Below are 16,136 nucleotides of genomic sequence, written 5' to 3'. Positions count from 1 at the left end.
CTTAAGTTAAAGAAAGGTCAATATCAAATACGTTTGCAGCTTCTTCAGCAAATGATGATTGCTGTTCTTGCGCGGTATCGATTAGGTTTAATGCGCCAGGATAAATAGTGACGTTAGTTACATCAGCGAGCATTTTTGATGTACGTACTTTTGTCCATGGGTATGCAAGGCCTAAAGAAAATACAATAGCCAACATATTAGTTAATAGTAAAACAGCGAAAGGAACTGGTTTTAGCTCAGATTTAAATGTAGCAACGCCTTCAAAATGGCTGTTATCAAAAATATGATTTCTAATAGCGGCATGCCATACAGCAGAAACAATGGCAATCATCAGCACATAGGCAATCATCATAAGTATAGGTAGCATAACCATTGCAGGGGAGCTTTCTAAATTTTGTTGATTTTCAACATCTAATAAATTGAGGCCAAATAACCCTAAAATCCCCATAAATACAACCATAGTGATAGAGCTCACCACAAAACATATAAGCGCTGTTAGGTAATAGGTTTCGCCTTTTAGGTTTACAGTAAGTGGTTTGTCGCCGTAACTAATGTTGCTATGGATATAGCTATCAATACGTTTTATAACATACGGCATTAATAAATAAAGTGTAAATATGCTGGCGATAGGCAAAAGTATAAAGTTAATAAAGGCTTCGCCGTAATTGCCTTTAAAAGCAAAACGAACATTACGATGGCGCGTCATGCGCATATTAAAACGTAAACCTTGATTAATAATCCACGGCATTAAAAATATAAAACCAAGAACAAAAAATAGACCTAATATAGGCATAAAGCTAATAGAAAATGTGTAAATAAAAAACACAATAACTGCTAAAATCCGACCTTTTAAAATCTGTATTGGCGTTGCTAGGTAGTCAAAGCTATGACCGTCTATACGAGTGTGACCGTAAAAATAGCGATGTGTGCGTACTTTAGCCCACGCTGAATATATGCCAAGCGTAATAACGCTAAGTAATATATTTACAATCCAAATACCAAAAAACTCACCGCCTTTACCACTAAACTGCACTTTTCCACTAAAAATTGGTTCAGCTGGTTTATTTATTGATGGGGTTGTTTCAGAGGGGGTAGGGTGTATTGATTCCATTAAAATTATATCCATGTTTTTTTTGTTAATTTACCTGTTTTTAGTGCAAAATTCAATATTTATAATGTTTGCAGCTTTGCTGCAAGCACCAAAAATAGGCAGTGCATAGGTTTTTACACTCATTATTTAATACGCTCCATAAATAAATATTGTTACATGTCGTGTTTTTAAACTTGCTTACCTTTTAATATTTAATTAAACAGCTATAAATAGAGTTAGTTGTATTATAAATATAACGTTATTAATTATGTATTAAGCGCGCCTAGGTACACTTAAGTAAGTTGATTTATATATCAAAATAATTAATTGTTACCGTTATAGTGCTGTAAGTTAAATGAATTTGTTGGTGCTTATCATCGTTAAAATAATATTAGGATACTTATTATGCTTCACGCGGTAGTTTTGGGGGGATTAGAATTTAGTCCACTGATTGTTTATTTCCCAATTGCGTTTATTTTAACCGCGCTGACTCGTTTTGTTTTGCATCGATTAGATTGGCACGATCGTATTTGGAAGGTGGCTTGGTTTGAGGTGTCACTATTTGTTTGTTACTTGGCACTCGCCGTCTATTTACTAAGTGGAAGATAAATTGAATGATTAAATATCTGCGTATTACTTTTACTATAGTGGTTGTTATAGCTGCGGTTTTTGCTGGGCGTTGGGTTTGGACTGACTACATGCATACTCCTTGGACGCGCGACGGTCGCATTCGAGCAGACATAGTTACAGTTGCTCCAGACGTTTCGGGTTGGGTCACAACTTTAAATATTAAAGATGGTCAAAGTGTGAAAAAAGGCGAAGTTCTTTTTAATGTTGATCAAAAGCGTTACCAAGCAGCGCTTGATAAAAGTAAAGCCAATACAGAAAATGCGCTATATACATGGGAACTTGCTAAACATAAATACGAAAGGCGTGTTGAGCTAAGCACCCAACAAGCAATAAGTGAAGAAACACTAGAATCAACACGTATCAACACCAAAATTGCCGAAGCAAATTATAACTTAGCTAAAACAGAGCAAACAATTGCGCAATTAAATGTTGATAGAACGCAAATAGTTGCACCTGCATCGGGGCAAATAATTAATCTGAATTTACGCCAAGGTAACTATGTAGCTCAAGGCACCCCTGTGTTTGCTATCGTGCGGTTAGATTCGTTTTACGTAACGGGTTACTTTGAAGAGAGTAAAATACCGCTTATTTATCCTGATCAAAAAGCTAAAATAGCGCTTTTAAGTGGTGGTAAGCAATTAACAGGGCATGTAGTGAGTGTAGGTAAAGCAATTGCAAATACGAATACACAAAGTAACGGACAACTTTTACCGCAAGTGCAACAAACATTTAATTGGGTGCGCTTATCGCAACGTATTCCTGTTGATATTAAATTAGACACACTACCCGAAAAGATTCAGCTTAGTGCAGGAATGACCGCCACAATACATCTCGCTACACGTTAAGGGGAAGACTGTGGGCGTTGTATTACAAAATTTGTTTTTTCCTAAAAAGCAGGCAATCATTTTTGCGATTAAGGGCGTTATAGCCATGGTAATGGCGCTTACTATCGCTATGTGGCTTAATCTTGAAAGACCTTATTGGGCGTTAGTCTCGGCTATATTTTTGCAATTACGCCCGCAAAGCGGATTGGTTATTGAAAAAGCAATTTGCCAAATAATAGGCACCATAGTGGGTGGTTTATTTGGCATATTACTTTTAACTCAGCTAATTCTTTACCCTTATTTAGCGCTAGGTGCACTTGCATTATGGTTGGGGGTAAACTCTGCGTTATCGGCAATGGTACGCCAAGCAAACTTTGTTTATGCGTTTGCTATGGCAGGTGTAACAGCCGCTATTATTGTACTTTTAGTCATGGTTACTCCGGCAATGGTAAGCAGTCAAAGCATATTTGATATTGCACAAGCGCGCGTGAGTGAAATAGTAATAGGCTCAATATGTGCAGGCCTTGTGAGCCATTTATTTTGGCCTGTAAAAGTTAAACACTTACTGCAAGTTCAAGCGCGGTCGGTTATAAATCAAACGTTAGATTATTTAGTAACTGAGCTTGATTCTAAAGGCTCGCACGAAAATCGTCATCAACAAATAGATGGCATTATGGCAACGTTAGGATCTATAAACGAAGACTCTAGCGCAGTAAGATACGAAGGACCAAAAGGTCCAGGGCGCTCGCGTGCTGCAAATCAATTGTCGCAAAAAGTACTTTCTTTACTGGCTTCAATTCAAATAGTTGGTCGTCTACAACGAAACCACGCAGACCTTATTACTCCTACACTAGACAAATTAATAAGTAAACTTAAACACGTATTCGCGCAAATTAAAGAATCTGACGATTTTGATTACTGCGCCGAACAAGTTAAAACACTGCGTAAAGAGCTAACCGACTATAGAGCAAATACGGTGTGTGATTCGCCATTTGAATCTCACATGCTCAATGTGAGCTTAGAAGTAGCAGCCGACTTAACAATTTTACTACGCGCATACAGAGCTTTAGAACAACGCGATAAAACATTATTAAATGCACCCAGTATGCTTACATATCGTGACCCATTAGCTGGCATTATAGTTGGATTTAGAACTGCTTTGGTGTTTTCTATCGGCGCATTTATTTGGATTAATACAGGTTCTTCAGCGGCATTATTAATTATGATTTTACCGGTAATATTTTCGATAATGCTGGCGCGAATACCCTTGGCTATTTTACAGGTTGTAATTAAACGTTTATTGGCAGGTATAATTGTTGCTACTTTTGTGACTATTTTTTATGCGTTAAATTTACTGTCGCAAAGTGGTGGGCAATTAGAAATATTATTGCTTGTATTAGCTGGTCCGTATTTTTTGGGTTTGCTGTTACTCGCTGATCAACAAACGCTGCCATACGGCTTAGGGTTTTGTATTCCATTTACTATTTTGGTTAGACCCAGCACGGATATGAGCCTAGCGTTTTCAATTGATTATACACTCAGCTCTGCAATCGCTATTTTTGCTGGCGTGAGTATTTTATTTTGGATTTTTCAGTTATTTACAGGACCAAGTGTTCAGTTACTTGTTCATCGTGTTTTTAAGGCTACCTATAAAGATTTACTCGAAATAAATACCCATCAAACTCCGAGTATTTGGTACAACCGCCGTATGGCAGATAGGTTAATACGTTTAACTAATTACGATCAGGGTTCACACTCACGCGCTATTACCGATTTGGCTCTAACCGGTCTAAACTTAGGGCATGCCTCAGTGCGATTAAAATCAATTTGCGAAAACCTTGCTGGTGACACAAAGCTAAAATACCTAAATGAGTGGCAACGCACGTTGGCTGATGCATTTATGCTGGCTACCAAAGGTAAGTTTGATGAAAACTTTAAGCAAGCGTCTGATAATCTTTATAACGAATTAGCCGCATCTGTTGGTGATTCAAACCAATTAGAGGCAATAAAAGGGATGTTTATTCGTATTAATCTGACCTTTGAAAGAAGTGCCAGCAAGATAAATTAACCCTATTCGCTGCTTTTCGAGTTCAGATGTTATACCGAAATCTGTTATACTTGATGGACAATTTTATGGGGCTGTTATGATTTCAAAAAACCAACTCAAACTTATTCGCCAACTTGGCCAAAAAAAGTACCGAAAGCAATATAATCAATACCTTGTACAGGGTGAAAAAAATGTACTTGAGTTACTAAACAGCCCATTAAATGCGGTTAATATTTTTGCTACTGATGAATTTATAAATGCGTACCAAGGTGAGTATCAGCACGCTAATTTTATTGAAGCGGATGAAGAGACCCTCACTAAAGCAAGCACATTAGTTAGCAATAATGCAGCCATTGCTATTGTTGATATGCCAAAGGCGGCTTTACCACAAGCAAATGGCTTAATACTCGCGCTTGATGGCGTATCAGATCCTGGTAATTTAGGCACAATAATTAGAGTAGCTGATTGGTACGGTATTAAACATATAGTAACTAGCACCGACAGCGCAGACGCTTACAACCCTAAAACAATTAGCGCCACAATGGGCTCATTTGTAAGGGTATCGGTAAGCCAAGTAGATTTACCTGATTACTTACAGTCTTTAAATTTACCTGTTTACGGTGCTTTTTTAGATGGACAAAGTGTACATAAAGCCCAATTTACGGGCTCAGGCGTTTTACTAATGGGCAGTGAGTCGCATGGTATACGCGAGACATGTGCAAATTTAGTGACCAATAAAATAACCATTCCCGCTTTTGGTGGTGCAGAGTCACTTAATGTTGCAATGGCGACCGGTATCATTTTAGATAACTTTAAACGACAAGCTTAATCTATTAGTAAATTATGGGTTAAATTGTTTATGACAAATAACAATAATAAATTGGTAATAACAATAAGATGCGCTTAAGCACTATTAAATTAGCGGGCTTTAAATCGTTTGTAGAGCCCACTAAAATTCCATTTCCTGATCAAATGACGTGTGTTGTAGGTCCTAATGGCTGTGGCAAATCTAACGTTATTGATGCAGTACGATGGGTGCTAGGTGAAAGCTCTGCTAAAAACCTGCGTGGCGATGCCATGACCGATGTTATTTTTAATGGTTCAACTAATCGTAAAGCCATATCGCAAGCTTCTGTAGAGCTTGTTTTTGATAACGATAAAGGTAGTCCTTCAAATACATTTGCTGATCGAAACCAAATTGCGATTAAGCGCTTAGTAACGCGCGACGGGCTGTCGCTGTACTTTTTAAATGGCAGTAAATGCCGTAAGCGTGATATTACCGATATATTTTTAGGCACTGGTCTTGGTCCGCGTAGTTACGCGATTATTGAGCAAGGGATGATCTCGCGCTTAATAGAAAGTAAACCACAAGAATTACGCGTATTTTTAGAAGAAGCTGCTGGTGTTTCTAAATACAAAGAGCGCCGCCGTGAAACACAAACACGTATTAAAAGCACCCGCGAAAATCTTGAACGTTTGTTAGATGTGCGTAAAGAGCTGCAAAGCCAGTTAGATAAATTGGCTGTGCAGTCGGTTGATGCAAAAAAATACCGTGAGTTAAAAGCGCAAGAACGCACATTAAAAGGGCAAATTGCGGTTTTAAAATGGCAAAAGTTACACCAGCAGCAACTTGAAAAAAGTACTCTAATTAAAAAACTGAACGATCAAATTTCGTTTTTTAAAACAGCTAACTCAGGGCACGACGATGTACTTGCAAGCTTAGAAGGGCAAGTACAAGCTCAGCAAGATAAGCTAAGCGACGCACAGCACCAGCAACATGTAATACACACCGAGCTTACCCGGGCTGAGCAACAGCAAATAAATGTAAAGCAACAAATCCAAACGCTTAAGCTAAATTTAATTAAATTACAGCTACGCCAAACTCAGAGTACTGAGATTAAAACGCAGCAGCAGATTGTGTGTGAACAACTAAATGAAACCCTTCAAGAGGCAAGTGAAAACGCGTTAATGTGCGAAGAGCAAGTTAGGAAGTTAACGCATGAGCTTGAGGAATTATTAGCACTTAAGCAGCACCGCTATACCCATTGGCAAACGTTGAGTGAGCAACAGCAACAACTCAATAATAATGCACAACTGCATAGCAGTCAGATTAAACAAACTCAACAGCAAATAAGCCACGTTAACGAGCAACGTAATCAGTTAAATGCGCAGCTTACTGAGCTACAAAGTAGCGATGTAGAACAGCAATTAATAGAGCAAACACAGCAAACACAAGTATTAACTCAAGAGCTTGCCATTAAACAAACTGGGCATACACATTGTAGCGCTGAGCTTGAAATACAAAACGCGCTTGTTAATAACGCACAAAAGAAGCACTCGATACTTACTCAAAAAGTAAATGAGTTAAAAGCCAGTATAATGGGGCTTAAAAGTACATTAGGACTTGATGAAGAAACCTCTAATGCAAATGGGTTGTTTAGTCAGTTAAGTGTTAAAGAGGGTTTTGAGCATTTAATAGAGCAGGCACTTAAATCGTTAGAGCACTTAAATGTAAGTGAGCAGCAAGCTGATAATAGTGTGTGGCCAATTAGTGGTAAGCATATTGCTGCAAATAGCTTAGCGGTGTTCATAACAAGCGGTATTTATCCAGATCATTTAACGCGTATTGCTTATAGCGAGGGCGGTGATTTAACGCTGTTAAATGATGATTTTTATATAGCTGTTATGGATAAAAACGGTGCAATGCATGGTCGTAACTGGCATGTAATTGCTGATCGTAACGCAGAAAACTCATTACTTTTAAAACATAAGCAATTGCAGGATAAAGCTCAGCAGTTAATTGATGCCGAGGATGAGCTACAACAAGTAACATTAACGCTTGATGGGAATACAGCTCAGCAAGCGAAGTTAACTAACGAGCAAAGTGAGCTAAAAGAAGCGATACATCAGTTAGCGCAAAATATAGCGGTAGCCAGTACACGAAGCGATATGCTTAAGCAGCAAGTAGCGCAATTTAAGCTGCAACTAGAAAAACTACAGCAACAAAAACAGCAATTAACCACTGCGCTTTTGCAATTAAATACCGTGCTTGATGAGCAAACAGAGCAATTTGAAGTTTTTAATGAGCGGCAACTTAACTTAGCGGATGAGCTAGACGCTGCAAATAACTTACGCTCACAAAGTGATAAAAGTTATAGCGAAGCATTAAGCATGCTTGAGCAATATAAAACACAAGCGCATAGAGCAACGCTTACTGAACAAAAGGCACGCAGTGAATGGCAGTTAAGCAAAACTAAATTGACCCATGCAGAGCAAGAGCATATTAGTGCATTTGAAGGTGCACAAGAATTACTCAATGAAATAGAAGAGCTGCTTATACCAGAGCAAGAGCTTAGCGATAAAATAACGCAGTTTTTAGCGCAGCATCAAAAAGGTGAGCAAGCCTTGGTATTACTTCAAAAAGAATTAATTCAAGCTAAAGAAAGCTTAAACACCAAGCAAATAAGCCTTAAAAATTCACAAGGTGAGCTGGTGGGCTTGCAAGAGCAGCATCAAAAGTTAACAATTGAAGAACAAAGCTTACTTATAAAAGCACAGGCTGCGCTTGAGCCATTAGAAGAGCTAAAGCAAAGCTTAAAAGCGATACTTGATGAATTACCAGACTCACTAAGTTTAAGTGCAGCGCAAAATCAGTTAACCGGATTTACTAATCAGCTAGAAAAATTAGGCGCGGTAAACTTAGCGGCAATTGAAGAATTTGATTTAGCTAAAGCACGCAGTGATTATCTTGATAATCAATTAGATGACTTAACAAAAGCGTTAAGTACGCTTGAAGGTGCAATTCGTAAAATTGATATAGAGACTAAAACACGCTTTAAAGCTACCTTCGATCAGGTAAATGAAGACTTTGCAGAGCTATTTCCTAAAGTTTTTGGTGGTGGTAGTGCGTATTTAGAATTAACCAGTGACGATTTACTCGAAAGTGGTGTTAGTATAATGGCACGGCCACCAGGCAAAAAGAATTCAACAATACATCTGTTAAGTGGTGGAGAAAAAGCGCTGACCGCATTATCATTAGTGTTTTCTATATTCAGGCTCAATCCAGCTCCTTTCTGTATGCTGGACGAAGTAGATGCGCCATTAGATGATGCCAACGTAGTGCGTTTTTGCCGTTTGGTTGAAGAAATGTCACAATCAGTGCAGTTTATTTATATTAGTCATAATAAAATTGCGATGGAAATGGCTGGCAGGTTAACAGGCGTAACTATGGCAGAACCAGGTGTATCACGTATGGTTGCTGTAGATATTGAACAAGCAGTGCAACTTGCACATGTATAATTTTTATAGAAAGTGTATTATTTTAAGTAATACATGGGTCTAGGCATAACAAATAATAAAAGGTGAGGGGATGGCCGAACAATTAAGGTGGGTTTTAATCATTATCAGTGTAGTAGTCATTGGTGGCTTACTTATACATGGTCTATGGTCAGTTAGAAAAAAAGACCGCCCAGAAGTATCAAATGATGAACGGGTTGAACCGTCGCAAGAAAGTGCGCCGATCAAATCACACTCTCCTCGTGTTAAAGCTGAGGTGAAAGAGCCTGAGATAAACCAGCGTGATGAGCCACAATTTGGTGAGTTAAACTTCGATACCAATGAGCCACAAATAGAAATAGATGTGCCAGAAACACCAATTGAAGACGACCTAACAATTGTTGATGAGCCAGCAGAAGTTGTTGAGCAAAGTGATGGTGAGAAGCCTGCGGCTATGTCTGACTTTGTGATAGTACATATTCAAATGCCTGATGGACTTAGTATGCAAGGTAGTAAATTATTACCTGCAGTAAATACATTAGGCTTTAAGTACTCTGAAGAAGGCTTTTTTAATCGACATATTGACCCAGCTGGGCAAGGTCCTGTTTTATTTAGACTGGTAAATATGTACAACCCAGGCACGTTCGATATTGATAATATGGAACAATTTAGTACCGCTGGGGTTAGCTTATTTATGACATTACCGTGTGAAGGTGATGGCTTAGCTGCATTTAACATGTTGCACAGCGCAGCTAAAAAGCTTAGCGATGAATTTGGTGCACAAATTTTAGATGCTGAACGCCAAGAAATGACAGTAGACCGTATTCGTCTTTATGTTGAACAGGTTCGTGCATTTTCTGCGTAATTAGCGCACAAGTTATATTTTGTAAGCCACTGGACGTTGACTCGTCAAAGTGGCTTTTTTTATGTTTTTTTGAGGTTTAAATGTCTAGCAGCATTAGTGAGCAAATTAATCATTTTCGTACCATATTAGAGCAACACAATTACAATTATTATGTACTCGATACTCCCAGTATTCCCGATTCCGAATACGATAGATTATTACGTGAACTAAGTGCTCTGGAAAACGAACATCCAGAATTTTTAACGGCTGATTCACCTACTCAAAAAGTAGGTGGTGCTGCGTTAAGTAAATTTGAGCAAGTTGCGCATCAAGTGCCTATGTTATCGCTTGATAACGCGTTTAGTGAAGAAGAATTCACTGCGTTTAATCGCCGTATAAAAGAGCGTTTAATGAGTACTGATGAGCTTACTTTTTGTTGTGAGCCAAAACTTGATGGTTTAGCTGTATCAATTATTTATCGTGATGGTGTGCTTGTACAAGCAGCGACTCGAGGTGATGGTTTTACCGGTGAAAACATTACTCAAAATGTAAAAACAATTCGTAATGTACCGCTTAAGTTACGTGGCGATTATCCGAAAGAGCTTGAAGTGCGCGGCGAAGTATTTATGGATAGCGCAGGTTTTGACAAACTAAATACTGAAGCAGAAAAGCGTGGCGATAAAGTATTTGTTAACCCACGTAATGCAGCAGCCGGTAGCTTACGACAACTCGACTCTAAAATTACCGCTAAGCGCCCACTCATGTTTTACGCATATAGCACTGGGCTTGTTGCCGATGGCAATATTCCCCAGGATCATTATCAGCAATTAGAAAAGTTGACTGATTGGGGTTTACCTCTGTGCCCAGAAACAAAATTAGTTGAAGGTCCAAAAGCCGCGCTTGAGTACTACAGCGATATTTTAACGCGCCGTAGCTCACTTAAATACGAAATTGATGGCGTAGTAATTAAAATAAATGAAAAAGCCTTACAAGAGCGCTTAGGCTTTGTAGCTCGCGCACCTCGTTGGGCTATTGCGTATAAATTTCCGGCACAAGAAGAAATAACACAATTATTAGATGTAGAATTTCAAGTGGGCAGAACTGGTGCTATTACTCCCGTTGCGCGTTTAGAGCCTGTTTTTGTCGGCGGCGTAACGGTATCAAATGCAACGCTTCATAATGGCGATGAAATTGCGCGTTTAGGTGTAAAAGTGGGGGATACGGTTATTATTCGCCGTGCAGGTGATGTAATTCCGCAAATAACCCAAGTTGTACTTGAACGCCGACCTGATGATGCCCGAGATATTGAATTTCCGGTGACGTGCCCAATCTGTGATTCACATGTTGAAAAAGTTGAAGGTGAAGCCGTCGCTCGTTGCACTGGTGGTTTAGTTTGCCCTGCACAACGTAAGCAAGCAATTAAACACTTTGCATCGCGCAAAGCCCTCGATATAGATGGTCTTGGCGATAAAATTGTTGATCAACTTGTTGATAGAGAACTTATAAAAACACCGGCTGATTTGTTTATTTTAAAACAAGGGCATTTTGAGTCTCTTGAGCGTATGGGACCTAAGTCAGCTAAAAACTTGGTAACAGCACTTGAAGAAGCTAAAGGAACTACGCTTGCGAAGTTTTTATACTCATTAGGTATTCGTGAAGCCGGGGAAGCAACAGCACAAAATTTAGCTAATCACTTTCTAACACTTGAAAATGTAATAAATGCCAGCATTGATAGTTTAACGCAAGTAAGTGATGTAGGCGAAATAGTAGCTGCTCATGTTCGTGGCTTTTTTGATGAAGAGCATAATCTAGCTGTTGTAAATGCACTTGTAGATCAAGGTGTAAATTGGCCACAACTGAGTGCGCCTTCAGAGGAAGAACAACCACTTGCTGGGCTTACTTATGTGCTTACTGGTACGCTAAATACACTAAATCGTAATGATGCAAAAGCACGTTTGCAACAATTAGGAGCTAAGGTGTCAGGTAGTGTATCTGCTAAAACTGATGCATTAGTGGCAGGCGAAAAAGCAGGTTCAAAACTAACTAAAGCGCAGGATCTAGGTATAGACATACTAACTGAAGACGAATTAATAAAACTGCTTATAAAGCATAACGGTTAGGTAAATAACAATGAGCCGATACGGACCAGAATATTGGGATAAGTATGGAAGTTATCGTACACCCATCGCATTTCATTTAAGTGTATTGGTACTACTGCGCTCTTATTTTATTTGGGTTATTGCGGCGTTAAGTCGCCGACCTGAACTGGATTTAATGTCGTTATTTTTTAAAAATAAAAATGACTTTTTTATTGCAATAGCGATTGGAAGTATTGCAATAATACCGACTATTTTATTTTGTTTACGCAGACCACGAGATTCACACAGTGCGAGCGACAGGTTAGCAAAAATATGGCGACATATGCGCTGGCCTCTTATTTTATGTGCCGTTATTGATTTAATATGGTTAAGTATTCAAGCTGCACATAGCCACTACCTATTTTCATTATCGTTAGCTATACAAATGGTTATTGTGTTGTGGGTATTATGGTATTTAGCCAAAAGCCGTTATTTAACAGTGTTTTTTAATGATTGGCCAGAGCCAACAGAAAAAGCATCAGAAGAAAAAAAGCTACTTAAAAAGGATTAGCGGTGGACGCTGTAAATAAAAAAATAGCGATAGCGATTTCGTTAATTGGATTAGTACTTATTATTTTGATGATAAGTACTAAGTTTTTAGAATATATGTGGTTTAAAGCATTATTTGGTTTGTGGTTATTTGTTTTTTGCTCAAGTGTTTATAGGCTTACACCGTTATTTAAATCTAGAAACCCGTTAACCGATTTTATTCAGCGTGATGCACAACATTTATTATTATTTAGTTTGATGGGCTTTTTTGATAAAAAACACGGTCCAGATTGGCTCATCATTGAAAGTATTGAGCGTATAACGATTAAAGACGACGAACTAATAATACACAGTAATAACGAGCGTCAATTTAGTGCTAGTTTACCGGCTAAAAAAGTTGAACTAGACACATTTTTAAAACGTATTCTTACCGATTCTGAAAAACAAACCATTACATTTGATTAAGCCAATTTACGCTTATTCGATAATGTAATGATTAGTTGGGTATTAATATAGTGTTGGTTTATTAAGCCAAGCTTTATTTTACTCTTGTCACATTTGGTTATAACTAACCAACTATTCAATGAGGCTGTTATGTTGAAATGGAATGATGTTATTAATTTTGCCAATAATGGCAACCCTACGCCAGCTCAAAAGGTTGTTAAAACCGACCAGCAGTGGCGAGAAGTACTTTCTGAAGACGAATACTACGTAACACGTAAAAAGGGCACTGAACGCCCTCACAGCTCTGGTAGCTGCACATTATTAGAACCGGGTAAATACGCATGTATTTGTTGTGATAACTTGTTGTTTGATGCAGATGAGAAGTTTGATAGTGGTACGGGATGGCCTTCATTCACACAGCCAGCAACGATAGAAGCTATCGGTTACATTAGCGATATGAGCCATGGCATGGAACGTGTTGAAGTTGTATGTAATGTTTGTGATGCACATTTAGGACATATTTTCCCTGATGGACCATTACCTACAGGCTTACGATATTGTGTAAATGCACTGTCGATGAAAAAGCTTTAATACCACGTTTGTTACTTGGGGTTAGAGGTTGTACTAAGGTCTAGTCCCATTTCTTTTGCTGTATGTAAAATCTTATCTAAACGCTGCGTCTGTTCGCTTTGTAACTGAGCTTTATTAAGCAGGGCGTAGCATCTTTTAGCAAGTTCTGTATTAAATGAGTTACCTTGCTGTTTAGTCGAATCAAATAAACACTGTAGTAAATTAAGCGCGATGCTTGCATTGCGAGGCATGACTCTAAAAGCTTGTGTAAAGGCTTCTAATGCAGTGCTGAGTTGCCCTTTATTAAATTGATTTACAGCATGATTATTAAGTTCTTTCGGACCCATTTTAATATCGCGACGTTCACTTTGTTGCTGCTGAATATAACGTAAATAGGTGGTGTCGCTAACGACAGGGTGCCTCTCACAATGACTAATTATTTGAGTAAATAAATTCTGTGCTTTTTGATGAAAGCCTAACTCGTGGAACGCTTTAGCTTTATCGAGTGCGCCATCAACAGAGCGAATATGCGTGTCGTCATCGTCGAGTTGTTCAATTAGTTTTTTTGCTTTTTTATGTTCATCTTTTAAATAATGTAATCGTGCATTAAGTACATCAATTTGCGCTTGATTAGCATTGTTAGGAAACTGTTTTTTTAAATCATTAATGTATTGATTAGTTTGTCTAGAAATTCGTTGTATTTGGTCTGTTTGATCTGTTGTTAACGCAAAATCGATACCAGCACGGGCTGCATTTAAATACACGTCGGGGTGGTCATGTATTGAATGTTTTGCATAACTAGCGATATCTTTTTGTGTTAGATAGCTTTTTTCGTAATCGTGATTAATAAGCGACACATTACTTAGTGATTTTTGACGAGAAATATTACGCGGAGCAATATTAACGGCTTCACTTAAAAACTCTTGAGCTAGCTCAAACTGATTCAGCTTTATTTCTAGTTGCCCTAATAAATCAAGTGCTACTAAACGTGTCTCTTGGCGCTCTAGCATTGTTTTAAGCATACGCTGCGCTAAAATATGTTCATTATTTGCAATTAAAGCTTCAACTAACCCTACCTTTGCCCAAGCAAATTTTTGAATATCGAGAACTGATTTAAAAAAACCTTTCGCATCTTGATTTCTATTTAAACGAAGTAGGGCGTCGCCCTTTAAGCGTAATAAAATTGGGCTGTAGTTATTGTTTTTTTTATCAAGCGCCGTGTCTATATACTTAATTGCTTTTGAATCATTACCGTCATCAATAAGTGCGTACACTGTTTGTAGGTCGTGCTTTCTTTTTAAAATTCGCTCAATACGAGTTTTAAGTTCTTGTACTGTAAATGGTTTTACTAAAAAATCGTCAGGCTGTAATTCAAGTACGCTGTGCACAAGAGAGCCGCTTGTTTCAGCAGATATAAAAATAAAGCCAGTAGAGTGCTTAATTAAATGCTTAACACGGAGCTCTTCATAAAGTTGATAGCCGTCTTGTTGCTTGTTTAGATTAAATGAGCAAACAATTAAATCAAATTCTTCACTTAAGCAGTGCTCTTTTGCTGAACTTGCATGATCGGCAAAGCGCAACTGCCGAAAGCCTAGTCTTTCTAGCGATTGTTTCATATAGCTTTGAGCAAGCGGTTGCTCCTCTACTATAAGTATTTTGGCTTTTGAATAGATCTTAGTTGGCATTGGCTTAAGCGTTATTATATTTAACACAGACTATAATCAACAGTTTAACTGCTTACAAGGGAATTTAAATGATAGCTGTATTTATTAGGTACTTAATTTTGCCTAATACGTTTATATGGTTAAAAAAGTCCGGTTTTTACATCAGTTTTAAATGCAATACAAGCAAGGCTGGTAGCACATAACTGTGGATATTTAATTTTAGTTAAAGATTATTACAGGCGAAGTAAAAATATTTATATATCGAGCGGTTGGGGTTTTGATATGCAAGTAGCTACTCATAAATTATAAACATAATTATTTTAAGAGAAGATATTTAATAGTTTGTATACTGAGATTAATATTAATTTAAGATTATTTATAAGGAGGGTGTTTTATAGTTTTATATGTAGTGGCTGGTACTGGATTTGGCGACTTTAACTCTCGCCTTTATTTGTAAAGAGTGACGATACTATTTTATTTATAGATGAGCTAATTTATATATAGTGGTTGGTACTGGAATTGGTGACTTTAACTCTCGCCGTTATTTGTAAAGGGTGGCGATACTATTTTATTTATAGATGAGCTAATTTATATGTAGTGGTTGGTACTGGACTGGAGCCGGTGACTCTCGCTATTACTTGTAAAGAGTGGTGATGCTATTTTACTTATAGGTGAGCTGATTTATATGTGGTGGGTGATACTGGACTTGAACCAGTGACCCTCGCCTTGTAAGGGCGATGCTCTCCCAACTGAGCTAATCACCCACATATAATAGGTATTATTAAATGTTTGAGATGTACTAAACATTTAATCTGTAATTTGGTGGGTGATACTGGACTTGAACCAGTGACCCTCGCCTTGTAAGGGCGATGCTCTCCCAACTGAGCTAATCACCCAAATTACATTTTAATATACACCACTATAAATAGTGGTGGGTCGTACTGGACTTGAACCAGTGACCCTCGCCTTGTAAGGGCGATGCTCTCCCAACTGAGCTAACGACCCATATTAAATTTTAAAACGCAACTATTAATATAATAATAGGTTTTATATGTGGTGGGTGATACTGGACTTGAACCAGTGACCCTCGCCTTGTAAGGGCGATGCTCTCCCAACTGAGC

At 38.1% G+C, this 16,136-nt stretch carries 12 protein-coding genes and 3 tRNA genes; 10 read left to right on the top strand and 5 right to left on the bottom strand.

The window, feature by feature from the left end:
• Position 1: 1 nt before the first annotated feature.
• On the bottom strand, positions 2–1,111 hold the full coding sequence (locus I6F65_RS16080; RefSeq protein ID WP_166114124.1) for a YjgN family protein: 1,110 nt from the start codon (positions 1,109–1,111) through the stop codon (positions 2–4).
• A 384-nt stretch (positions 1,112–1,495) separates the two neighbouring features.
• Here I6F65_RS16080 and I6F65_RS16075 point away from each other — a divergent pair, with 384 nt between their 5' ends.
• From I6F65_RS16075 to msrB, 10 genes are all read left to right on the top strand, one after another.
• On the top strand, positions 1,496–1,699 hold the full coding sequence (locus I6F65_RS16075) for a DUF1656 domain-containing protein (RefSeq protein ID WP_024611208.1): 204 nt from the start codon (positions 1,496–1,498) through the stop codon (positions 1,697–1,699).
• A gap of 5 nt (positions 1,700–1,704) precedes the next feature.
• Positions 1,705–2,565, top strand: coding sequence for an HlyD family secretion protein (locus tag I6F65_RS16070; RefSeq protein ID WP_197113903.1), 861 nt, complete (start codon positions 1,705–1,707; stop codon positions 2,563–2,565).
• Between the two features lie 10 nt (positions 2,566–2,575).
• Positions 2,576–4,612: an FUSC family protein gene (locus I6F65_RS16065; protein WP_197113900.1), complete on the top strand. Its 2,037-nt coding sequence runs from the start codon at positions 2,576–2,578 to the stop codon at positions 4,610–4,612.
• Between the two features lie 76 nt (positions 4,613–4,688).
• Positions 4,689–5,420, top strand: a complete 732-nt coding sequence (locus tag I6F65_RS16060) for an RNA methyltransferase (RefSeq protein ID WP_197113897.1) — start codon at positions 4,689–4,691, stop codon at positions 5,418–5,420.
• A gap of 68 nt (positions 5,421–5,488) precedes the next feature.
• Positions 5,489–8,890: a chromosome segregation SMC family protein gene (locus I6F65_RS16055; protein ID WP_197113895.1), complete on the top strand. Its 3,402-nt coding sequence runs from the start codon at positions 5,489–5,491 to the stop codon at positions 8,888–8,890.
• A 70-nt stretch (positions 8,891–8,960) separates the two neighbouring features.
• On the top strand, positions 8,961–9,731 hold the full coding sequence (gene zipA, locus I6F65_RS16050; protein ID WP_024611204.1) for a cell division protein ZipA: 771 nt from the start codon (positions 8,961–8,963) through the stop codon (positions 9,729–9,731).
• 80 nt (positions 9,732–9,811) lie between these two features.
• On the top strand, positions 9,812–11,830 hold the full coding sequence (gene ligA, locus I6F65_RS16045; protein ID WP_197113892.1) for an NAD-dependent DNA ligase LigA: 2,019 nt from the start codon (positions 9,812–9,814) through the stop codon (positions 11,828–11,830).
• Positions 11,831–11,840: 10 nt separating this feature from the next.
• Entirely contained in the window at positions 11,841–12,359 is a 519-nt protein-coding gene (locus I6F65_RS16040; RefSeq protein ID WP_197113888.1) for a DUF2919 domain-containing protein, read from the top strand.
• Between the two features lie 2 nt (positions 12,360–12,361).
• Entirely contained in the window at positions 12,362–12,802 is a 441-nt protein-coding gene (locus I6F65_RS16035; protein WP_197113885.1) for a hypothetical protein, read from the top strand.
• A 129-nt stretch (positions 12,803–12,931) separates the two neighbouring features.
• Entirely contained in the window at positions 12,932–13,372 is a 441-nt protein-coding gene (msrB, locus tag I6F65_RS16030; RefSeq protein ID WP_024611200.1) for a peptide-methionine (R)-S-oxide reductase MsrB, read from the top strand.
• An 11-nt stretch (positions 13,373–13,383) separates the two neighbouring features.
• Here the strand turns inward: msrB and I6F65_RS16025 are convergent, their stop codons facing one another.
• The 4 genes from I6F65_RS16025 to I6F65_RS16010 all read right to left on the bottom strand — a co-directional run bounded on the left by I6F65_RS16025 (position 13,384) and on the right by I6F65_RS16010 (position 16,020).
• Positions 13,384–15,036: a tetratricopeptide repeat-containing response regulator gene (locus tag I6F65_RS16025; protein WP_024611199.1), complete on the bottom strand. Its 1,653-nt coding sequence runs from the start codon at positions 15,034–15,036 to the stop codon at positions 13,384–13,386.
• Between the two features lie 667 nt (positions 15,037–15,703).
• A tRNA-Val gene (locus I6F65_RS16020) sits at positions 15,704–15,779 on the bottom strand.
• Between the two features lie 56 nt (positions 15,780–15,835).
• Positions 15,836–15,911, bottom strand: a tRNA-Val gene (locus I6F65_RS16015).
• Between the two features lie 33 nt (positions 15,912–15,944).
• Positions 15,945–16,020, bottom strand: a tRNA-Val gene (locus I6F65_RS16010).
• Positions 16,021–16,136 lie beyond the last annotated feature (116 nt).

Origin of the sequence: Pseudoalteromonas sp. SWXJZ94C (assembly GCF_015864385.1) — a bacterium.
Lineage (GTDB): Bacteria > Pseudomonadota > Gammaproteobacteria > Enterobacterales > Alteromonadaceae > Pseudoalteromonas.
This window is presented reverse-complemented; position numbering and strand designations above follow the sequence as displayed.